Raw genomic sequence first — 20,719 nt, forward strand, 5'->3', positions numbered from 1 at the left:
AGAGGATAACCATGCAGCAAACTCGCTATCAAAGAATCGAAGACGTACTTTCGCGCCGTCAAACAGACCTAACCGTGTGTTTAGAAGACGTGCACAAACACCATAACTTATCTGCAATAGTACGAAGTGCTGATGCGGTTGGTTGCCATCACGTACATGCTGTATGGCCTGAAAAGCAAAAATGGCTAACAAATAATACCTCAGGTGGCAGTAAAAACTGGCTAGAGACGCACTTACATAGAAATATTGATGATGCCGTTACTGCAATGCGTGAACGCAATCCAGAAATACAAATACTCGCGACTCACCTATCAGAAGATGCCGTTGATTTTAGAGAAGTAGATTACACCAAGCCAACGGCTATTATTGTTGGACAAGAAAAAACAGGGATCTCAGAAAAAGCCCTAGAATATGCTGATCAAAATATTATTATTCCAATGCAAGGCATGGTGCAATCGCTAAATGTTTCAGTTGCTGCTGCGCTAATATTGTTTGAAGCACAGCGCCAGCGTGAACTTGCAGGTTTATACAATAGAGATATGCTCAGCGCTGAAGTTAAGCACCCGCTTTATTTCGAAGGTTGTCACCCTATTATTGCAAGGCAGTGTAAACAAAAAAAATTACCTTACCCTGCACTTGATGAAAACGGCGAAATAGTCGCTGATGAGCAATTTTGGCAAGCTTTAAAACATACTTGATGCACTTACACTCTGTAAGTACACTTAATCTACATTAAATAACAAAAGTTGAGCCTACTTTGTCTAAACCTAGCTTAAGCCAATACCCAATAACAGAACTTAAAGGGGTTGGTCCAAAAATGGCCGAGCGCTTGTTGAAGCTAGGTATTTTAACTGTGCAAGATATGCTCTTTCATTTACCACTTCGCTACGAAGATCGCACTCGCTTATACGCGATTAATGAGTTGTCACTACATAGCCACGTGAGTGTTGAAGCAACAATTGAAACAAGCCAAATCACGTTTGGTAAAAGGCGCATGCTTGTTTGCCAAATCAATGATGGTACTGGCAGGCTAACATTACGGTTTTTTAATTTTACCGCCGCACAAAAAAACGCATTTAGTGCTGGTAAAATAATACGTTGCTTTGGTGAAGTGCGCCGTGGCCGTGTTGGCTTTGAAATGAGTCATCCTGAATACAGCATCAGCGATACCTCTAACGAGCAGCCGGTAGCGACAACATTAACGCCCGTTTATTCAACTACCGAAGGTTTAAAGCAACTATCGATTAGAGCTTTAAGCGAACAGGCTATTGATTTACTAAATAAATACTCAGTAGAAGAACTACTGCCTTCACAGTGGCAGCCATCAAACATGCCACTAAGTGACGCCTTATTATTACTGCACCGCCCACCAAATGATGTTGATGTAACTGCATTAGAGCAAGGTACTCACCCTGCTCAACAGCGCCTTGTATTTGAGGAGTTACTTGCTCAAAACCTCAGCTTATTAAAAGTGCGAGAGCAAGGGCAACAAGTTAAAGCCGTGGCATTAAATCCAGTAAACACATTAGAAAGCCAGTTTTTAGAGCAACTTCCTTTTTCACCCACAAATGCGCAAAGCCGCGTAGTTGCTGAAATTAAAGGTGACATGCAACACGCGTATCCCATGATGCGTTTAGTACAAGGCGATGTAGGCTCTGGCAAAACCCTAGTAGCAGCACTTAGTGCACTAACAGCCATCGCGCAAGGCTTTCAAGTCGCTTTAATGGCTCCTACTGAAATTTTATCAGAGCAACATGGTGTTAATTTTACAACGTGGTTTAATCAACTAAGTATAACAGTTGCTTGGCTTGGCGGTAAAACAAAAGGCAAAGAGCGCGTAGCAACACTTGAAAAAATAGCCTCTGGTGAAGCGCAAATGATTGTAGGTACTCACGCTTTATTTCAAGATGAAGTTAAGTTTAATAACTTAGTGCTTATCGTTATTGATGAACAACACCGCTTTGGTGTTCATCAGCGTTTATCACTGCGTGAAAAAGGTAAGTTTGGTGATTGCTATCCCCATCAACTGGTCATGACTGCAACACCCATCCCACGCACACTCGCTATGACAGCGTATGCCGACTTAGAAACCTCTGTAATTGATGAGTTACCACCAGGGCGTACGCCAATTACAACAGTAGCACTTCCAGACACTCGCAGAGACGATATTATTGCCCGCGTTAAATTAGCCTGTAATGAGCAAGGCCGCCAAGTTTATTGGGTATGTACACTAATAGATGAATCTGAAGTACTGCAATGCCAAGCCGCCGAAGACAGTGCACTGCAATTAAAAGAAGCATTACCAGAGCTAAACGTAGGCTTAGTACATGGACGAATGAAATCAGCTGAAAAACAAGCCATTATGAGCGAGTTTAAGGCAGGTACTATACATGTTTTAGTTGCCACTACCGTTATTGAAGTTGGTGTAGATGTCCCTAATGCGAGCTTAATCATTATAGAAAACCCTGAGCGCTTAGGCTTAGCGCAGTTACACCAATTACGTGGGCGAGTTGGCCGTGGCGCTACTGCATCGCATTGCGTGCTTTTATACCACGCACCACTGTCTCATACCGCTCAAAAGCGATTAGGTGTACTACGCGATAGTAACGATGGCTTTGTGATAGCAGAGCGCGATTTAGAAATTCGTGGCCCTGGTGAAGTTCTCGGCACAAAGCAAACTGGTTTAGCAGAATTCAAAATTGCAGACTTAACGCGCGACAAACAAACACTTAATCAAGTAAGACCTATCGCGCAGCAAATGCTAAAACAATACCCTCAACATGTGGATCCTCTGATTCATAGATGGCTTGGCAATAAGTCAAACTACGCACAAGCATAACCCTCATTGAAATATATTTTCACTTTTCTGCAGACGTAAAAAAGCCCGAATCGTTAGATCCGGGCTTTCTACAATGTGAAGTCGGTGCGCTACGCAGTAGAATGTCGTAGTGCCCACAGCCGTAGAAAGTCACGTAGCAAATGCTACTGTATTGGGAGGTCGGACTGGGATAATGGCCGACTGAGATATTGAGGGGTTTTGTTGTGATTCTAGCGTCGGGAGTCGCTTCGCTCGCCCTACGTGATGGGTGTTGATGTAGTGTGTGTTAATTGCGCGTATTTCACTTTTCTGCAGACGTAAAAAAGCCCGACTATTTCTAGTCGGGCTCTCTACAATTTGAGGTCGGTGCGCTACGCAGTAGGATGTCGTAGTGCCCACAGCGGTAGAAAGTCACAGTGAAATGCTACACTATCTTTGTGTCAGGGCGGCCTTCAGTGGGTCTCGCCTTCGAGCTGTTTTGTTTCACTACTGAGTTCGGCATGGGCTCTTGGCTATTTATTAAATCCAAAACAGCAAAAAACCCGTCACATTGCTGTAACGGGTTTCTTTAATTTGAAGCCTGGTGATGTCGTAGTGCCCACAGCGGTGGAGAGCCACAGTGAAATGCTACACTATCTTTGTGTCGCGATATGAGTGTGTGTTAATTGCGCACATTTTACTTTTCTGCAGACGTAAAAAAGCCCGACTATTTCTAGTCGGGCTCTCTACAATTTGAAGCCTGGTAATGTCCTACTTTCACATAGCAAATGCTACACTATCATCGGCGCTGTTTCGTTTCACTACTGAGTTCGGCATGGAGTCAGGTGGGTCCAAAACGCTATTGTCACCAAGCAAATTTGGGCGTTAATACGTATTTCTGCGCACTAACTGAATTTGGAAAATATCTGATAATATTTTTTAAGTCTTTCTTTAAGTAATATCTACTTTAGTTATATTAACTTCTTCGCGTGTTTCACTATCACATAAAACGCGTTTGGCGTTGTATGGTTAAGCCTCACGGGTAATTAGTACAAGTTAGCTTAATGGCTCACACCACTTCCACATCTTGCCTATCAACGTTGTAGTCTTCAACGGCCCTTCAGAGACTTTAAAAGTCTAGTGAGAACTCATCTCGAGGCCTGCTTCGCGCTTAGATGCTTTCAGCGCTTATCAGTTCCGAACGTAGCTACCGGGCAATGCCATTGGCATGACAACCCGAACACCAGCGGTTCGTTCACTCCGGTCCTCTCGTACTAGGAGCAACCCCTCTCAATTCTCAAACGCCCACGGCAGATAGGGACCGAACTGTCTCACGACGTTCTAAACCCAGCTCGCGTACCACTTTAAATGGCGAACAGCCATACCCTTGGGACCGACTTCAGCCCCAGGATGTGATGAGCCGACATCGAGGTGCCAAACACCGCCGTCGATATGAACTCTTGGGCGGTATCAGCCTGTTATCCCCGGAGTACCTTTTATCCGTTGAGCGATGGCCCTTCCATTCAGAACCACCGGATCACTATGACCTACTTTCGTACCTGCTCGACGTGTCTGTCTCGCAGTTAAGCTGGCTTCTACCATTACACTAACCGTACGATGTCCGACCGTACTTAGCCAACCTTCGTGCTCCTCCGTTACTCTTTAGGAGGAGACCGCCCCAGTCAAACTACCCACCAGGCACTGTCCGTAACCCCGATTCAGGGGCCAACGTTAGAACATCAAAACTACAAGGGTGGTATTTCAAGGTTGACTCCACAACAACTAGCGTCGCTGCTTCAAAGTCTCCCACCTATCCTACACATGTAGGTTCAATGTTCAGTGCCAAGCTGTAGTAAAGGTTCACGGGGTCTTTCCGTCTAGCCGCGGGTACACAGCATCTTCACTGCGATTTCAATTTCACTGAGTCTCGGGTGGAGACAGCGTGGCCATGGTTACACCATTCGTGCAGGTCGGAACTTACCCGACAAGGAATTTCGCTACCTTAGGACCGTTATAGTTACGGCCGCCGTTTACCGGGGCTTCGATCAAGAGCTTCTCCCTAAGGATAACCCCATCAATTAACCTTCCGGCACCGGGCAGGTGTCACACCGTATACGTCATCTTGCGATTTTGCACAGTGCTGTGTTTTTAATAAACAGTCCCAGCCACCTGGTCACTGCGGCTCCCGTCCGCTTAGAGAGCAAGTCTCATCACAGATAGGAGCGTACCTTCTCCCGAAGTTACGGTACGATTTTGCCTAGTTCCTTCACCCGAGTTCTCTCAAGCGCCTTAGTATTCTCTACCTGACCACCTGTGTCGGTTTGGGGTACGATTCCATATAATCTGAAGCTTAGAGGCTTTTCCTGGAAGTATGGCATCAGCAACTTCATCACCGTAGTGACTCGTCTCGTGTCTCAGGTTTAGTGTTCGTCCGGATTTACCTAAACAAACGCCCTACTCACTTTCACATAGACTACCAACGCTATGCTTGCTTAGCCTGCTCCGTCCCCCCATCGCAATTATATCGAGTACAGAAATATTAATCTGTTTCCCATCGACTACGCCTTTCGGCCTCGCCTTAGGGGTCGACTTACCCTACCCTGATTAACATGGGATAGGAACCCTTGGTCTTCCGGCGTGGGAGTTTTTCACTCCCATTATCGTTACTCATGTCAGCATTCGCACTTCTGATACGTCCAGCATACCTCCCGGTACACCTTCAACCGCTTACAGAACGCTCCCCTACCACTCAGAATAAATTCTGAATCCGCAGCTTCGGTGCATAGTTTAGCCCCGTTACATCTTCCGCGCAGACCGACTCGACCAGTGAGCTATTACGCTTTCTTTAAAGGATGGCTGCTTCTAAGCCAACCTCCTGGCTGTCTGGGCCTTTCCACATCGTTTCCCACTTAACTATGACTTTGGGACCTTAGCTGGCGGTCTGGGTTGTTTCCCTCTTCACGACGGACGTTAGCACCCGCCGTGTGTCTCCCGGATATTACTTTACGGTATTCGGAGTTTGCAAAGGGTTGGTAAGTCGGGATGACCCCCTAGCCTTAACAGTGCTCTACCCCCGTAAGTATTCGTCCGAGGCTCTACCTAAATAGATTTCGGGGAGAACCAGCTATCTCCCGGTTTGATTAGCCTTTCACTCCTAGCCACAGGTCATCCCCTAACTTTTCAACGTTAGTGGGTTCGGTCCTCCAGTTGATGTTACTCAACCTTCAACCTGCCCATGGCTAGATCACCGGGTTTCGGGTCTATACCTTGCAACTAGTCGCCCAGTTAAGACTCGGTTTCCCTACGGCTACCCTATTCGGTTAACCTCGCTACAAAATATAAGTCGCTGACCCATTATACAAAAGGTACGCAGTCACCCAACAAGTGGGCTCCTACTGCTTGTACGTACACGGTTTCAGGTTCTATTTCACTCCCCTCACAGGGGTTCTTTTCGCCTTTCCCTCACGGTACTGGTTCACTATCGGTCAGTTGGGAGTATTTAGCCTTAGATGATGGTCCACCTATATTCAGTCAAAGTTTCACGTGCTCCGACCTACTCGATTTCACTTAAAATGTCTTTTCATGTACGGGACTATCACCCTGTATCGTGGCGCTTTCCAGCAGCCTTCCATTAACACATAATAAGCTTAAGGGCTGTTCCGATTTCGCTCGCCGCTACTTTCGGAATCTCGGTTGATTTCTTTTCCTACGGGTACTTAGATGTTTCAGTTCTCCGCGTTCGCCTCGTTAACCTATGTATTCAGTTAACGATACCTGCAAGCAGGTGGGTTTCCCCATTCGGAAATCCTAGTCTCAAGCGCTTTTTACTAGCTTGACTAGGCTTATCGCAAGTTAATACGTCCTTCATCGCCTCCAACTGCCAAGGCATCCACCGTGTACGCTTAGTCACTTAACCATACAACCCAAACGGGTCTTTGTTTTGTGACAGTTTAACTTCGCCAGAAGTCAATATTGAATACTAAAGTAGATACCAATCAATCAACTCATAAGAGTTAATTAAATGGCACTCAATGGTACTGCTACCATTGTTTTTTTACTTTTGAAAACTCTTGATAAATACAATGTATCTATCAGAATTTTATTATCAGCTTTTCCAAATTTTTAAAGAGCATATTAATTAGCTATCCCAAAGGGACAAGCACTAATTAACAATCATCTGTGTGGACACTACGAACAAATAAGTTCTAAATCGTATAAGGAGGTGATCCAGCCCCAGGTTCCCCTAGGGCTACCTTGTTACGACTTCACCCCAGTCATGAATCACTCCGTGGTAAACGTCCTCCCGAGGGTTAGACTATCTACTTCTGGAGCAACCCACTCCCATGGTGTGACGGGCGGTGTGTACAAGGCCCGGGAACGTATTCACCGCGTCATTCTGATACGCGATTACTAGCGATTCCGACTTCATGGAGTCGAGTTGCAGACTCCAATCCGGACTACGACGCACTTTAAGTGATTCGCTTACCTTCGCAGGTTCGCAGCACTCTGTATGCGCCATTGTAGCACGTGTGTAGCCCTACACGTAAGGGCCATGATGACTTGACGTCGTCCCCACCTTCCTCCGGTTTATCACCGGCAGTCTCCTTAGAGTTCTCAGCATTACCTGCTAGCAACTAAGGATAGGGGTTGCGCTCGTTGCGGGACTTAACCCAACATCTCACAACACGAGCTGACGACAGCCATGCAGCACCTGTATCAGAGTTCCCGAAGGCACCAAACCATCTCTGGTAAGTTCTCTGTATGTCAAGTGTAGGTAAGGTTCTTCGCGTTGCATCGAATTAAACCACATGCTCCACCGCTTGTGCGGGCCCCCGTCAATTCATTTGAGTTTTAACCTTGCGGCCGTACTCCCCAGGCGGTCTACTTAATGCGTTAGCTTTGAAAAACAGAACCGAGGCTCCGAGCTTCTAGTAGACATCGTTTACGGCGTGGACTACCGGGGTATCTAATCCCGTTTGCTCCCCACGCTTTCGTACATGAGCGTCAGTGTTGACCCAGGTGGCTGCCTTCGCCATCGGTATTCCTTCAGATCTCTACGCATTTCACCGCTACACCTGAAATTCTACCACCCTCTATCACACTCTAGTTTGCCAGTTCGAAATGCAGTTCCCAGGTTGAGCCCGGGGCTTTCACATCTCGCTTAACAAACCGCCTGCGTACGCTTTACGCCCAGTAATTCCGATTAACGCTCGCACCCTCCGTATTACCGCGGCTGCTGGCACGGAGTTAGCCGGTGCTTCTTCTGTCAGTAACGTCACAGCTAACGGGTATTAACCGTTAACCTTTCCTCCTGACTGAAAGTGCTTTACAACCCGAAGGCCTTCTTCACACACGCGGCATGGCTGCATCAGGCTTGCGCCCATTGTGCAATATTCCCCACTGCTGCCTCCCGTAGGAGTCTGGGCCGTGTCTCAGTCCCAGTGTGGCTGATCATCCTCTCAAACCAGCTAGGGATCGTCGCCTTGGTGAGCCATTACCTCACCAACTAGCTAATCCCACTTGGGCCAATCTAAAGGCGAGAGCCGAAGCCCCCTTTGGTCCGTAGACATTATGCGGTATTAGCAGTCGTTTCCAACTGTTGTCCCCCACCTCAAGGCATGTTCCCAAGCATTACTCACCCGTCCGCCGCTCGTCAGCAAAGTAGCAAGCTACTTTCTGTTACCGCTCGACTTGCATGTGTTAGGCCTGCCGCCAGCGTTCAATCTGAGCCATGATCAAACTCTTCAATTAAAAAGTTTTATGTCTTTCGACAGCTCAATGAATTCTGAATTTTTTAATATCTTTCGATATTGAATTGACTGTGCCGAATAATTACCGAAATAACTATTCTGTTGGTCACTCAGTTTTCAATTGAGACTCTAATTTGTTTGCCTCGCTACCTAAGTAGCTTGGCTGTTAGAACTCAATCTGTACGAGTGCCCACACAGATGATTGCTTTATATTGTTAAAGAACGTTTTGAGTCGCTTTAGCGTCTCAAGGGATGCGAATAATACACCCTTTATTTTTCGAGTCAACACTTAGTTTTAAACTTTCTTTTTAGAAGATTCAAAACCGAAGTTTTATTTAACTCTGTGAGCAGTTCGTGCTTTGCTATGCTTCAGCGTTTCCCGTCTCAGTGGGGTCGCATTATAGGGAGATCCGAAAACAGATCAACCCTTTTTTGAAGAAAACTTGAAATAATGTGCTGTTCGCTGACTATTTGAGCTAAACGGTCAAAAACAACACTAAACAGTGTGTCTTTACTAGTTTATATAGCTAGTTAATGTAAAAACGAGTATTAAAAGCCATAATCACCCTTTCGAAATGGGATCCATTCGAATCCTATTCATTAATAAATGATCTATACCGCTACACAAAGTTCAAATTGCTTCTTTATAAGGAGTAACAATTAGATAAGGCAAATACAAAGAGCATTCTTGAATTGACTTGCTATGCTCTACGTGAATTTAGTTCGGTTTAAAAAATGGAACTATTTAAGTCTGTGGCCGTTGAGGCTCAATAGAAAGTGTAAGATGTTAAATATCAGCTAAATTTAGTGTTTGCTCATTTATTTATTATGAAGCCAATTCAATTAGCCGTCTTGAGTTTAAAAAAGTCATTAGGATAGTTAATAAACCACTCTTGATGAAAAGATATCGCTGATAAAAGTTTTAAATGAATCCATATAAGCTTATAAAATAGGAACTTTAGGAAGAAATATTCTGTTGGAGGGGACTTAATAAATTTTAGGCAAGAAAAAGCCGAGCATTGCTCGGCTTTTAGGTTTCTTTAAGACTTACTCTGCAGACTGTGCGTCTTCTTGAACTGCTTCGCTAGTCGCTGGGCGACCAACTAGTTCAATATAAGCCATTGGTGCATTATCACCAGTACGGAAGCCACACTTAAGAATACGAGTGTAACCACCTGGACGATCTGCATTACGCGGACCGATTTCACTGAATAATTTACCAACAACTTCATTATCACGCGTGCGAGCAAACGCTAAACGGCGATTTGCTACACTGTCAGTCTTAGCCAGTGTGATTAAAGGTTCAATTACACGACGTAACTCTTTCGCTTTAGGCAAAGTAGTTTTGATGATTTCATGTTTCACCAAAGAACCTGCCATATTGCTAAACATCGCTTTACGATGGCTACTGTTACGGTTTAATTGACGACCACTCTTACGATGGCGCATGACCCTATCCTTCTAACTAAACTAATATAGTGATTTAGATTATTCAGCTAAACTTGCAGGCGGCCAATTTTCTAGGCGCATGCCCAGAGAAAGACCACGTGAAGCTAGCACGTCTTTAATTTCAGTTAGAGACTTCTTACCTAGATTAGGCGTTTTAAGAAGCTCAACTTCAGTGCGCTGAACTAAATCACCAATATATTGAATTTGCTCGGCTTTCAAACAATTTGCTGAGCGTACTGTTAGTTCAAGATCATCAACTGGACGAAGTAGAATAGGATCGAATTCTGGCTTCTCTTCTTTCTCTTCTGGCTCAGTTACATCGCGTAAATCTACGAATGCATCTAATTGCTCAGCTAAGATAGTAGACGCACGGCGGATCGCTTCTTCTGGATCTAAAGTGCCGTTTGTTTCCATATCAATGATTAATTTGTCTAAATCTGTACGTTGCTCAACTCGAGCTGATTCAACCGAGTACGCAATACGTTCAACTGGGCTAAATGATGCATCAAGCAACAATCTACCAATTGGACGCTCATCGTCATCAGAGGATAAACGACTAGATGCCGGCACATAACCACGACCACGTTCAACACGAATACGCATGCTGATCTCGCTGTTATTTGTAGTTAAATTACAAATAACGTGATCTGGATTAGCAATTGTTACATCGCCATCGTGCTGAATATCAGCCGCAGTAACAGGGCCTACACCAGATTTAGTCAGGGTCAGAAAAACTTCATCTTTGCCTTCTAACGTTACTGCTAAACCTTTAAGGTTTAATAGTATTTCAATGATGTCTTCTTGAACGCCTTCTTTCGCGCTGTACTCATGTAATACACCGTCGATTTCAACTTCAGTTACTGCACATCCAGGCATAGATGAAAGTAATATACGGCGTAAAGCATTACCCAGAGTATGGCCAAAGCCTCGCTCTAATGGTTCTAAAACTATTTTAGAACGCGTTGGGTTGATAGCGTCGATGTCGACTAACCTTGGTTTTAGAAATTCTGTAACAGAACCCTGCATTTTATCCTCTCTTAACTCTTAACTTTACTTAGAGTAAAGTTCGACGATTAGTTGTTCATTAATGTCCGCAGACAGGTCTGAACGCTCAGGTAGACGCTTAAAGCTGCCTTCCAATTTCTTACCGTCAACTTCAACCCAAGTCGGCTTTTCACGTTGCTCAGCCAACTCTAGAGCAGCGATGATACGTGCTTGTGTCTTAGACTTCTCACGGATTACAACAGTATCTTCTGGTGTAATTACGTATGAAGGAATGTTCACAACACGACCATTAACTAAAATCGCTTTATGGCTTACTAACTGACGTGCTTCTGCACGTGTGCTAGCAAAACCCATGCGATATACAACATTGTCTAAACGTTGCTCTAAAAGCTGTAACAAGTTTTCACCTGTGTTGCCTTTAAGGCGAGCAGCTTCTTTGTAGTAGTTACGGAATTGCTTTTCTAATACACCGTAGATACGACGTACTTTTTGCTTTTCACGTAATTGTAAACCGTAATCAGATAAGCGACCTTTACGAGCGCCGTGCTGACCAGGTGCAGTCTCAAGTTTACACTTAGAGTCGATAGCTCTTACGCCGCTCTTAAGGAACAGGTCAGTACCTTCACGACGACTCAGCTTGAGCTTAGGGCCCAAATATCTTGCCATGTTATTTCTCCTAACCTATTGTTAAACGCGACGTTTCTTCGGTGGACGACAACCATTATGTGGTATTGGCGTCACGTCAGTAATGTTGGTAATACGGTAACCAGCAGCATTCAAAGCACGTACAGCAGATTCACGACCTGGACCTGGACCTTTGATGAAAACTTCTAGATTCTTTAAACCGTATTCTTGAGCAGCAGTACCTGCACGCTCTGCAGCAACCTGAGCAGCAAATGGTGTAGATTTACGTGAACCACGGAAACCTGAACCACCGGCAGTAGCCCATGATAATGCATTACCTTGACGGTCGGTAATCGTTACAATAGTGTTGTTGAAAGACGCATGAACATGAGCCATACCATCAGCAACTTGTTTTTTAACCTTTTTACGACGAATTGGTGTCTTAGCCATAATACTATCCCCTTATCGCTTAATAGGCTTACGAGGACCCTTACGGGTGCGCGCGTTAGTCTTAGTTCTTTGACCACGTAGTGGTAAAGAGCGACGGTGACGTAGGCCACGATAACAACCAAGGTCCATTAGGCGCTTGATATTTAAAGTAACTTCACGACGAAGATCACCTTCAACAGTGTACTTGCCAACTGCATCACGCAGTACGTCAAGAATTTCGTCTGAAAGTTCACCGATTTTTGTGGTTTCGGCGATACCAGTCGCTTCTAAGATAGCCTTAGAGCGAGTCTTACCTATGCCATAAATAGCTGTTAAACCAATAACTGCATGTTTATGATCAGGGACGTTAATGCCAGCAATACGGGCCACTAACACATCTCCTATATTCGAATTTGGTAATCATAAGTTTGAAAAGCCCGTAAGGATACTCAAACGAAGACCAAATTACTACTAAAAACACAGGCCGAGAAAACTCAGCCTGCACGACTGTTTACTTAGCCTTGCCTTTGCTTATGCTTAGGCTCACTGCAAATTACGCGTACTACACCAGCACGTTTAATAACTTTACAGTTACGGCATATTTTCTTAACGGAAGCACGTACTTTCATTGCTCAACTCCGTAAACTGACCTTATCGACCGTAGCCTTTAAGGTTCGCTTTTTTCAGCACAGAATCATACTGATGAGACATCAGGTGAGTCTGTACTTGTGCCATAAAGTCCATGATTACAACAACGATAATCAAAATTGATGTACCGCCGAAATAGAATGGCGTTTGCCATGCCATAGTCATGAATTCAGGCACCAGACAGATAAAGGTTATATACAAAGCACCTGCCAATGTCAGGCGTGTCATCACTTTATCAATGTATTTAGATGTCTGCTCACCTGGTCGAATACCTGGGATAAATGCGCCAGATTTCTTAAGGTTGTCTGCAGTTTCACGCGGGTTAAACACCAACGCTGTATAGAAAAAGCAGAAGAAGATAATAGCCGCAGCTAAAACAAGTGAGTACAACGGTTGACCTGGAGTCAACGTAGTAGCAACAGCTTGTAATACATCAGCGACCGGACCTTCACCTTGGCCGAACCAGCTTGCAATTGTACCAGGGAACAGAATTATACTGCTAGCGAAGATTGGTGGAATAACACCCGCCATATTTACTTTTAGTGGTAAATGCGTGCTTTGAGCAGCAAATACTTGACGACCTTGTTGGCGCTTTGCGTAGTTAACAACAATACGACGTTGTCCACGTTCAAAAAACACTACAAGATAAGTAACAGCGAATACGATTACCGCAACCATCAACAGTACAAAAACATTCAAATCACCTTGGCGCGCCATTTCGACTGTCGAACCAATAGCAGACGGCAAGTTAGCTACAATACCAACAAATATTAGAACAGAAATACCGTTGCCGATACCACGTTCTGTTATCTGTTCACCCAACCACATAAGGAACATAGTACCAGTTACTAAACTCACCACTGCGGTGAAATAGAAACCCATACCAGGGTTAACTACTAACCCCTCCATCATGCCCGGTAAGCTAGTAGCAATACCGATTGATTGAATAGTAGCTAGCACAAGCGTGCCATAGCGTGTGTACTGGCTAATTTTTTTACGCCCTTGTTCACCTTCTTTCTTAAGCTCTATAAACGGAGGATACATATGCGTTAATAGTTGCGTAATAATCGAAGCCGAAATATACGGCATAATACCCAGTGCTAACACTGAAGCTCGCTCAAGTGCACCACCACTGAACATGTTGAACATTTCAACAATGGTGCCCTTTTGTTGCTCGAAGAAATCGGCAAGTACAGCGGCGTCAATCCCAGGGATCGGCACAAATGAACCTAGACGGTAAATTATGATAGCACCCAATACGAAGAGTAATCGGCGCTTCAATTCCGAAAGTCCACTTTGTGCACTTTGTGTATCTTGACCTGGTTTAGCCATTAGTACTTCCTTAGTCTTCTACCTTGCCTCCGGCAGCTTCAATTGCTTCGCGAGCACCTTTAGAGGCTTTAAGGCCTTTAACGGTAACAGCGCGTGAAACTTCGCCAGATTTAACAACTTTAACGAAAAGAACGTTCTTTTTAACTAGACCAGCTGCTTGTAACGCGCTTAGGTCTACCACATCGCCTTCTACTTTAGCGATTTCAAAAAGGTTTATTTCTGCAGATACTAAAGATTTGCGAGAAGTGAAACCAAATTTTGGTAGACGACGTTGCATAGGCATTTGACCGCCTTCAAAACCAACGCGTACTTTACCGCCAGAACGTGACTTTTGACCTTTGTGACCACGACCACCAGTCTTACCTAGACCAGAACCGATACCACGACCAACACGTTTTGGAGCAGTTTTTGAACCTGCAGCAGGTGAAAGTGTATTCAAATGCATCGAATTAACCCTCTACCTTAACCATGTAAGAAACCTTGTTTATCATACCACGTACACATGCTGTGTCTTCTAACTCAACAGTGTGGTTGATACGACGTAAACCAAGACCGCGTAATGTAGCTTTATGTTTCGGTAAACGACCGATAGAGCTTTTTACTTGTGTTACTTTTACAGTTTGATTTGCCATGGTTACCCCAGAATTTCGTCTACGCGAAGGCCACGTTTTGCAGCGATAGACTGTGGAGAATTCATATTCTCAAGAGCCGAAATCGTTGCACGTACCACGTTGATCGGGTTAGTAGAACCGTAACATTTAGAAAGTACGTTCTGCACACCAGTAACTTCTAGTACTGCACGCATAGCACCACCTGCGATGATACCAGTACCTTCAGAGGCTGGTTTCATGAACACTAGTGAGCCAGCATGACGTCCCTTAACAGGATGCTGTAATGTATTGCCATTTAGGTCTACGTTAATCATGTTGCGACGTGCCTTTTCCATTGCTTTTTGAATAGCAGCTGGAACTTCACGTGCTTTACCATAACCAAAACCTACTTTACCTGCGCCGTCACCAACTACAGTTAGTGCAGTAAAGCTAAAGATACGACCACCTTTAACTACTTTAGACACACGGTTTACCGCGATTAGCTTTTCAGCTAGATCAGGCTGTTGTTGCTTTGCTTCTACGTTAGCCATTGTCTACTCCTAGAATTGCAAACCGGCTTCACGCGCAGCATCAGCTAGCGCCTTCACACGGCCGTGATATTTAAAGCCACTGCGATCAAAAGCAATCTTTTCGATGCCTTTGTCAGCCGCACGTTCAGCAACCGCTTTGCCAACTGCTTGCGCAGCTTCAACGTTACCGGTGCCTTTAACTGTTTCGCTAATAGCCTTTTCAACAGTAGAAGCAGCAGCCAGTACATTACCCTCAGCATTTACTACTTGAGCATATATGTGACGTGGCGTGCGGTGGATAACAAGACGCGTTGTGCCTTGTTCAATATAATTTCTACGAGTGCGTTTAGCACGACGTAGACGAGCTGTTTTTTTATCCATCGTCTTACCTTACTTCTTCTTAGCCTCTTTACGGCGTACATTCTCATCTGAATAACGAACACCCTTACCTTTATAAGGCTCAGGTTTACGGTATGCACGAATGTTAGCAGCTGTTTGACCAACTAACTGCTTATCTACGCCCTTAACTAGAACTTCTGTTTGGCTTGGAGTTTCAATCGTAATTCCTTCAGGAACTGCGAAATTAACTGGGTGTGAGAAACCAAGTGTTAAGTCTAAAACTTTACCCTTAGCTGCTGCACGGTAACCAACGCCTACTAACTGAAGTTTCTTCTCGTAACCTTCATGCGTACCAACAACCATGTTGTTGATTAGAGCACGAGCAGTACCTGCTTGAGCCCATGCATTAGCTACGCCATCACGAGGTAAAGTTGTAATAACGTTGTCATTAACTTGTACTTCAACAGCGTTGTTGATAGTACGAGTTAGTTCACCGTTTTTGCCTTTAACTGTGATTTCCTGGCCTTTTAATGTAACTTCTACACCGGCAGGAACAGTAATTGGTGCCTTTGCTATGCGAGACATAGTTCCCCTCCGATTAAGCTACAAAACCAATGATTTCACCACCAACACCAGCACTACGTGCTGTGCGGTCTGTCATTAGGCCTTTAGAAGTTGATACGATAGCGATACCAAGACCACCCATTACCTTAGGTAATTGGTCACGTTTCTTATAGATACGTAAACCAGGGCGACTTACACGCTGGATATTTTCAATTACAGCTTTGCCTTCGAAGTACTTTAACTCGATAGAAAGCTCAGGTTTCGCTTCACTGTTAACAGCGAAATCTACGATGTAACCTTCGTCTTTTAGTACTTTAGCTAATGCTACTTTCAGCTTTGAAGTTGGCATCGTTACAGATACTTTCTTCGCTGATTGACCATTACGGATACGTGTAAACAAATCCGCGATAGGATCTTGCAAGCTCATAGTCTTACTCCCATGATTCTATTACCAGCTAGCCTTTTTAAGGCCAGGAATTTCACCGCGCATAGCTGCTTCGCGAACTTTAATACGGCTCATGCCGAATTTGCGAAGGTAACCATGTGGGCGGCCCGTAATGTTACAACGATTACGTTGACGTACAGGGCTAGAATCACGAGGTAAAGCTTGTAGCTTAAGAACCGCGTCCCAACGATCATCTTCAGATGTGTTAACATCTGTGATGATAGCTTTTAGTGCTGTACGCTTTTCAGCGAATTGAGCAACTAGTTTTGTGCGCTTAGCTTCGCGCGCTTTCATAGAATTCTTTGCCATAACCCTACCCTTATTTCTTAAATGGGAAGTTAAACGCTTCTAACAACGCACGGCCTTCCTCATCAGATTTCGCAGAAGTAGTGATAGTAATATCCATACCGCGTACACGGTCTACTTTATCGTAATCGATTTCTGGGAAGATGATTTGTTCACGTACGCCCATGCTGTAGTTACCACGTCCATCAAAAGACTTAGCACTTACGCCACGGAAGTCACGAATACGTGGGATAGCGATTGATACCAAACGCTCAAAAAAGTCCCACATACGCTCGCCGCGTAGGGTTACTTTACAACCAATTGGGTAACCTTCACGCACTTTGAAGCCAGCAACAGATTTGCGTGCTTTAGTGATTAGAGGTTTCTGACCAGAGATTGCTGCAAGATCAGCTACTGCGTGATCTAAAATCTTCTTGTCAGCTAGGGCTTCGCCCACGCCCATATTCAATGTGATCTTTTCGATCTGAGGGACTTGCATGACAGAGCTGAAACCAAACTTCTCTTGAAGTTCAGCTACTACTTTGTCTTTATATACTTCATGCAGTTTCGCCATCATTCTACTCCAACTATTAGATAGTTTTACCAGTAGATTTAAAGATACGTAATTTCTTACCATCTTCAATCTTGAAACCTACACGATCAGCTTTACTCGTTTCCGAGTTGAAGATCGCAACGTTTGATGCATCCATAGATGCTTCTTTCTCAACAATACCGCCAGCTTGGTTCAATTGTGGAACCGGCTTTTGGTGTTTCTTGATCAAGTTTATGCCTTCGACAAAGATTCGACCAGATTCAGTAACAACTGAAAGCACTTTTCCGCGCTTACCTTTGTCTTTACCTGCTAGTACGATTACTTCGTCATCACGACGTATTTTTGCTGCCATGATTGGCTCCTTACAGTACTTCTGGGGCTAGTGAAACGATTTTCATGAACTTATCATTACGAAGTTCGCGAGTCACAGGGCCGAAAATACGTGTACCAATTGGCTGTAAGTTATCATTTAAGATAACAGCAGCGTTGCTGTCAAAACGGATCAGAGAACCATCTGGACGGCGAACACCTTTTCTGGTACGCACAACTACCGCGTTTTTAACATCACCTTTCTTCACTTTACCGCGAGGAATAGCTTCTTTAACAGAAACTTTAATGATGTCGCCAATCGCTGCGTAGCGACGGTGTGAACCACCAAGGACTTTTATACACTGCACTTTGCGAGCGCCGCTGTTATCAGCAACTTCCAGCTGAGTTTGCATTTGGATCATGTTAATGACCTCCGGTGTAGTAATTACAACGTGTCTTAAATTTGTTTAAAATCAAGACATTTCGATTAAATCCCACTCAAAAACAAACGAGTTGTCTCTTAAGGGCGGGCAATTGTACCAGCATTGAGGGGGTAGCGATAGGTTATTTTTTAATTAATTTGGAGTGATGGGAAATTAAAGCTGAGCAATTCCGGCTATGTAGCTATTTTACAGGTGGTTACAAAACAAACAAGGCACCTGTAATGTGCCTTGTTTGTTTAGAGCGCAATAAATTAACCAAATAAACCTTTTAATTTATCTTTAATCTTATCTTTTGCTTTTTCTTTTGCCTTTTCTTTTACCTCATCGACCTTTTGCTTAGCTTCATCTTTGAGCGCACTGCCAACGTCAAGCTTTATACCTACATCGTGGAAAGGGCCTTTTATGCGCAGTGGTATTTTAAAGCCTGTACTGTCATCAGTCGTTCCTTGTCCTTCAATCGATCCAACTATGCCTGTAACCAAACGGTAGTTAACCGTTGTTTGGGGTAAATCAACATCGCCTTCACCTGATATTCTAATAAGTGGGCTGATAAGTGATAGGTCGGTATTTTTGCCAACACCATTAGTAAAGTTGAAGCTTCCCGTTAGTGCAGAGAAATCTGTTTGCTCTGATTCTTCAAACCCAGTATCTAACCCTTCAGATGCTGCACCAAAGTTTCCTGAAATAAGCTCCTTACCTTTACGTACCATTTCAGCTATATTCGCGCCTTTTACAGCGCCATCAGCAAACTCAAACCCAAGTTTTCCGTTAAGCGCACCAATAAACGACTTTTGACTTTGGCCAGTTGTGCTTAGGTTCCAATTTAAAGAACCCTTACCCATTAGCTTGTCAAAACCTGCCGCATCCGCTAATAAAGGCTGTGCATCTATACCAGCTAAGTCAAAGTTAGTTGATATTTTATAAGGCACTTGTTGTGCGTTTACATTGATAACGCCTTTACCTGACCCTTCATAAGCAGAAAAGCTATCTAGGCTTAGTTTTGCAACGCTATTTTTTAAAGCAACAGTAAATTGATTTGCGCCCAACTTAATATCATTAGCTTTTAATCCACTTGAACGAATTACTACATTCGCATCTAGTGAATTTAACGCACTTAAATCAATTTTAGTGTCATCCCATACTATTGGCTCTGCAGGTTTATCTTCTTGCTCTACTGACTCTTCCTGTTTTGCTACTGCTTCAGGTAGGTACGGGTTTAAATCAAGCATACCTAAATCAATATCAGCATTTACAGCTAAACGCTTACCTAGGTTAAGCTCGCTCTTACCTTTTATTTCCAATGCGTCTAACGTCGCAGCTAAATCTTCTAAATTAAATTTCTCACCTGCTAGGTGCATTTTACCGTTTACACTAAATGCATTAAAAGCATTGTCTTTAGCGTCTAACTCTACACCTTGCCATTTCGCAATACTTTTAACAGACTCACCGCTTAGTGCTAACTGACCTTTAATATCTTTGCCTTGCTTAGCGATGCTCCCTTCGAACGTTAAATCAACTAAACGAGAATCTAAGGTTTGTTTAACATTAAAAGTAGCACCTTCAATTGCTTTAGCTGGAGTATCTAATTTTATATCAAGCTCAAAACGCTCCTGCATATAAGTAATACCCCCTTTTACTTCTAATGTTTTACGAAGTGATGGAAGTAAAATAGCGAGTTCTAAATCACTAATCTGTTGCTTAGCACCTGTTTGCCCATCTAGATAGGTAAATGTGCCGCCATAAATAGCAACCTCACCTAACTCAATATCAAAGTTATCTGGAAGCTTTATTGCTTCACCTGATTGGCTTTGCTCTTTAGGTTGCTCTGCAACTGCATCAAACAACTGCCAATTAGCTTTACCATTTTTGTCGGTTTCTAATAGGATATTTGGTTCGTTTATAACAAACTTATCTAATTTAAACTCACCACCAAATAATGAAAACCAAGGTATATGTACAGCAAGCTGTTTCATACTCGCCATGTCGGCGCGCGAACCTGATCCCATATTTGCAAAATGCACGTCGTTAAGTTCTAACTTTAATGCAGGGAATACGCTAAGTGTTTTATCACCTTTAATAGTAAGAGTGCGCCCAGTTGTTTGTTCTACCTGCTGCGACACTTTATTAAAAATAGTATCAGTAGGAATTAAAAACGGTGCGGCAGCAATTAGTGCTATACATAATAAAAGTATTACACCTACAATTTTAAGTAAGGTTTTCATGATCGTCCTTTCAAACGTGCAAATAATGTTCTTATCATAGCGAGTGTTAGCTTTAAAATCATTGCTGAAGTTGTAAAAATGCTATTTAGTTTAACTTATTTGGCATGATATGAATCCGTGCTGAAAATTTCAGCATAAAAAACATATAGTAGAGTACTAATGAAATGGTTAATGCTATAAAAAAGCATTAACTAAATAATTCAATTTAGTGCTCTTGAAATTAAACATTGTAAATTTAATGACAATATCTCACAAAAACCTCAAATCAAAATAACTAATATTTACCTATAATTTAATCTTGATACATTGAAAAGTATAGATATTTATCCCCTGTCACTATTAAGCATTGAGGACAGCGCTGTTGTTATTGATGTAATTGCGCTAAAATAGACCAGCAAAAAAATA

The 20,719-nt window shown here is 43.5% G+C and carries 20 protein-coding genes and 3 rRNA genes; 2 read left to right on the plus strand and 21 right to left on the minus strand.

What is annotated here, in order from left to right:
• Positions 1-11: 11 nt before the first annotated feature.
• Together trmH and recG are read left to right on the plus strand one after the other, a co-directional pair.
• Positions 12-698 carry a tRNA (guanosine(18)-2'-O)-methyltransferase TrmH gene (trmH, locus tag LOS73_RS20205; RefSeq protein WP_007580009.1) on the plus strand — a complete coding sequence of 229 codons (687 nt, stop codon included), beginning with the start codon at positions 12-14 and terminating at the stop codon, positions 696-698.
• A gap of 59 nt (positions 699-757) precedes the next feature.
• A complete protein-coding gene (gene recG, locus LOS73_RS20210; RefSeq protein ID WP_033030022.1) occupies positions 758-2,839 on the plus strand; it encodes an ATP-dependent DNA helicase RecG in 2,082 nt (693 codons plus the stop codon).
• Between the two features lie 716 nt (positions 2,840-3,555).
• On the opposite strand, the gene rrf is transcribed toward recG, so the two are convergent.
• The 21 genes from rrf to LOS73_RS20315 all read right to left on the minus strand — a co-directional run bounded on the left by rrf (position 3,556) and on the right by LOS73_RS20315 (position 20,314).
• Positions 3,556-3,670: ribosomal RNA gene (gene rrf, locus LOS73_RS20215) — 5S ribosomal RNA — on the minus strand.
• 152 nt (positions 3,671-3,822) lie between these two features.
• Positions 3,823-6,713, minus strand: a 23S ribosomal RNA gene (locus LOS73_RS20220).
• A 299-nt stretch (positions 6,714-7,012) separates the two neighbouring features.
• A 16S ribosomal RNA gene (locus LOS73_RS20225) occupies positions 7,013-8,548 on the minus strand.
• The 16S, 23S and 5S rRNA genes sit together here, the layout of an rRNA operon.
• Positions 8,549-9,594: 1,046 nt before the next feature.
• A complete protein-coding gene (gene rplQ / locus LOS73_RS20230; RefSeq protein WP_002959450.1) occupies positions 9,595-9,996 on the minus strand; it encodes a 50S ribosomal protein L17 in 402 nt (133 codons plus the stop codon).
• Between the two features lie 39 nt (positions 9,997-10,035).
• On the minus strand, positions 10,036-11,022 hold the full coding sequence (locus tag LOS73_RS20235) for a DNA-directed RNA polymerase subunit alpha (protein ID WP_002959452.1): 987 nt from the start codon (positions 11,020-11,022) through the stop codon (positions 10,036-10,038).
• 24 nt (positions 11,023-11,046) lie between these two features.
• The gene (rpsD, locus tag LOS73_RS20240) at positions 11,047-11,667 is read right to left on the minus strand and encodes a 30S ribosomal protein S4 (protein WP_002959461.1); all 621 of its coding nucleotides are present in this window, start codon (positions 11,665-11,667) and stop codon (positions 11,047-11,049) included.
• A gap of 21 nt (positions 11,668-11,688) precedes the next feature.
• The gene (rpsK, locus tag LOS73_RS20245) at positions 11,689-12,075 is read right to left on the minus strand and encodes a 30S ribosomal protein S11 (protein WP_002959471.1); all 387 of its coding nucleotides are present in this window, start codon (positions 12,073-12,075) and stop codon (positions 11,689-11,691) included.
• A 12-nt stretch (positions 12,076-12,087) separates the two neighbouring features.
• Complete coding sequence (rpsM, locus tag LOS73_RS20250; protein WP_002959473.1) at positions 12,088-12,444, minus strand: 30S ribosomal protein S13; 357 nt, start codon at positions 12,442-12,444, stop codon at positions 12,088-12,090.
• A gap of 125 nt (positions 12,445-12,569) precedes the next feature.
• Positions 12,570-12,683, minus strand: a complete 114-nt coding sequence (gene rpmJ / locus LOS73_RS20255) for a 50S ribosomal protein L36 (protein WP_002959476.1) — start codon at positions 12,681-12,683, stop codon at positions 12,570-12,572.
• Positions 12,684-12,705: 22 nt separating this feature from the next.
• Positions 12,706-14,034, minus strand: a complete 1,329-nt coding sequence (gene secY / locus LOS73_RS20260; RefSeq protein WP_007376464.1) for a preprotein translocase subunit SecY — start codon at positions 14,032-14,034, stop codon at positions 12,706-12,708.
• A gap of 10 nt (positions 14,035-14,044) precedes the next feature.
• The gene (gene rplO / locus LOS73_RS20265) at positions 14,045-14,479 is read right to left on the minus strand and encodes a 50S ribosomal protein L15 (protein ID WP_002959480.1); all 435 of its coding nucleotides are present in this window, start codon (positions 14,477-14,479) and stop codon (positions 14,045-14,047) included.
• A gap of 4 nt (positions 14,480-14,483) precedes the next feature.
• Complete coding sequence (rpmD, locus tag LOS73_RS20270; protein ID WP_002959482.1) at positions 14,484-14,666, minus strand: 50S ribosomal protein L30; 183 nt, start codon at positions 14,664-14,666, stop codon at positions 14,484-14,486.
• Positions 14,667-14,668: 2 nt separating this feature from the next.
• A complete protein-coding gene (rpsE, locus tag LOS73_RS20275) occupies positions 14,669-15,175 on the minus strand; it encodes a 30S ribosomal protein S5 (RefSeq protein ID WP_002959485.1) in 507 nt (168 codons plus the stop codon).
• 9 nt (positions 15,176-15,184) lie between these two features.
• Positions 15,185-15,535, minus strand: a complete 351-nt coding sequence (gene rplR / locus LOS73_RS20280; RefSeq protein ID WP_002959486.1) for a 50S ribosomal protein L18 — start codon at positions 15,533-15,535, stop codon at positions 15,185-15,187.
• Between the two features lie 9 nt (positions 15,536-15,544).
• The gene (gene rplF, locus LOS73_RS20285) at positions 15,545-16,078 is read right to left on the minus strand and encodes a 50S ribosomal protein L6 (RefSeq protein WP_007376463.1); all 534 of its coding nucleotides are present in this window, start codon (positions 16,076-16,078) and stop codon (positions 15,545-15,547) included.
• 13 nt (positions 16,079-16,091) lie between these two features.
• Positions 16,092-16,484, minus strand: coding sequence for a 30S ribosomal protein S8 (gene rpsH, locus LOS73_RS20290; protein WP_007376462.1), 393 nt, complete (start codon positions 16,482-16,484; stop codon positions 16,092-16,094).
• Between the two features lie 21 nt (positions 16,485-16,505).
• A complete protein-coding gene (gene rpsN, locus LOS73_RS20295; protein WP_033016334.1) occupies positions 16,506-16,811 on the minus strand; it encodes a 30S ribosomal protein S14 in 306 nt (101 codons plus the stop codon).
• 10 nt (positions 16,812-16,821) lie between these two features.
• On the minus strand, positions 16,822-17,361 hold the full coding sequence (gene rplE / locus LOS73_RS20300; protein ID WP_024610257.1) for a 50S ribosomal protein L5: 540 nt from the start codon (positions 17,359-17,361) through the stop codon (positions 16,822-16,824).
• A gap of 16 nt (positions 17,362-17,377) precedes the next feature.
• Positions 17,378-17,692, minus strand: a complete 315-nt coding sequence (gene rplX, locus LOS73_RS20305; protein ID WP_002959496.1) for a 50S ribosomal protein L24 — start codon at positions 17,690-17,692, stop codon at positions 17,378-17,380.
• Between the two features lie 10 nt (positions 17,693-17,702).
• Entirely contained in the window at positions 17,703-18,071 is a 369-nt protein-coding gene (gene rplN / locus LOS73_RS20310; protein WP_002959498.1) for a 50S ribosomal protein L14, read from the minus strand.
• Between the two features lie 272 nt (positions 18,072-18,343).
• Positions 18,344-20,314 carry an AsmA family protein gene (locus LOS73_RS20315; RefSeq protein ID WP_457934218.1) on the minus strand — a complete coding sequence of 657 codons (1,971 nt, stop codon included), beginning with the start codon at positions 20,312-20,314 and terminating at the stop codon, positions 18,344-18,346.
• Positions 20,315-20,719 lie beyond the last annotated feature (405 nt).

The sequence above is a fragment of the Pseudoalteromonas sp. SCSIO 43210 genome, assembly GCF_054133285.1.

Excerpts from the sequence above, each read along its gene's own strand:
- trmH (WP_007580009.1), top strand. The coding sequence starts at position 12 with ATGCAGCAAACTCGCTATCAAAGAATCGAAGACGTACTTTCGCGCCGT.
- rplQ (WP_002959450.1), bottom strand. The coding sequence starts at position 9,996 with ATGCGCCATCGTAAGAGTGGTCGTCAATTAAACCGTAACAGTAGCCAT.
- LOS73_RS20235 (WP_002959452.1), bottom strand. The coding sequence starts at position 11,022 with ATGCAGGGTTCTGTTACAGAATTTCTAAAACCAAGGTTAGTCGACATC.
- rpsD (WP_002959461.1), bottom strand. The coding sequence starts at position 11,667 with ATGGCAAGATATTTGGGCCCTAAGCTCAAGCTGAGTCGTCGTGAAGGT.
- rpsK (WP_002959471.1), bottom strand. The coding sequence starts at position 12,075 with ATGGCTAAGACACCAATTCGTCGTAAAAAGGTTAAAAAACAAGTTGCT.
- rpmJ (WP_002959476.1), bottom strand. The coding sequence starts at position 12,683 with ATGAAAGTACGTGCTTCCGTTAAGAAAATATGCCGTAACTGTAAAGTT.
- secY (WP_007376464.1), bottom strand. The coding sequence starts at position 14,034 with ATGGCTAAACCAGGTCAAGATACACAAAGTGCACAAAGTGGACTTTCG.
- rplO (WP_002959480.1), bottom strand. The coding sequence starts at position 14,479 with ATGCATTTGAATACACTTTCACCTGCTGCAGGTTCAAAAACTGCTCCA.
- rpmD (WP_002959482.1), bottom strand. The coding sequence starts at position 14,666 with ATGGCAAATCAAACTGTAAAAGTAACACAAGTAAAAAGCTCTATCGGT.
- rpsE (WP_002959485.1), bottom strand. The coding sequence starts at position 15,175 with ATGGCTAACGTAGAAGCAAAGCAACAACAGCCTGATCTAGCTGAAAAG.
- rplR (WP_002959486.1), bottom strand. The coding sequence starts at position 15,535 with ATGGATAAAAAAACAGCTCGTCTACGTCGTGCTAAACGCACTCGTAGA.
- rplF (WP_007376463.1), bottom strand. The coding sequence starts at position 16,078 with ATGTCTCGCATAGCAAAGGCACCAATTACTGTTCCTGCCGGTGTAGAA.
- rpsH (WP_007376462.1), bottom strand. The coding sequence starts at position 16,484 with ATGAGCTTGCAAGATCCTATCGCGGATTTGTTTACACGTATCCGTAAT.
- rpsN (WP_033016334.1), bottom strand. The coding sequence starts at position 16,811 with ATGGCAAAGAATTCTATGAAAGCGCGCGAAGCTAAGCGCACAAAACTA.
- rplE (WP_024610257.1), bottom strand. The coding sequence starts at position 17,361 with ATGGCGAAACTGCATGAAGTATATAAAGACAAAGTAGTAGCTGAACTT.
- rplX (WP_002959496.1), bottom strand. The coding sequence starts at position 17,692 with ATGGCAGCAAAAATACGTCGTGATGACGAAGTAATCGTACTAGCAGGT.
- rplN (WP_002959498.1), bottom strand. The coding sequence starts at position 18,071 with ATGATCCAAATGCAAACTCAGCTGGAAGTTGCTGATAACAGCGGCGCT.
- LOS73_RS20315 (WP_457934218.1), bottom strand. The coding sequence starts at position 20,314 with ATGAAAACCTTACTTAAAATTGTAGGTGTAATACTTTTATTATGTATA.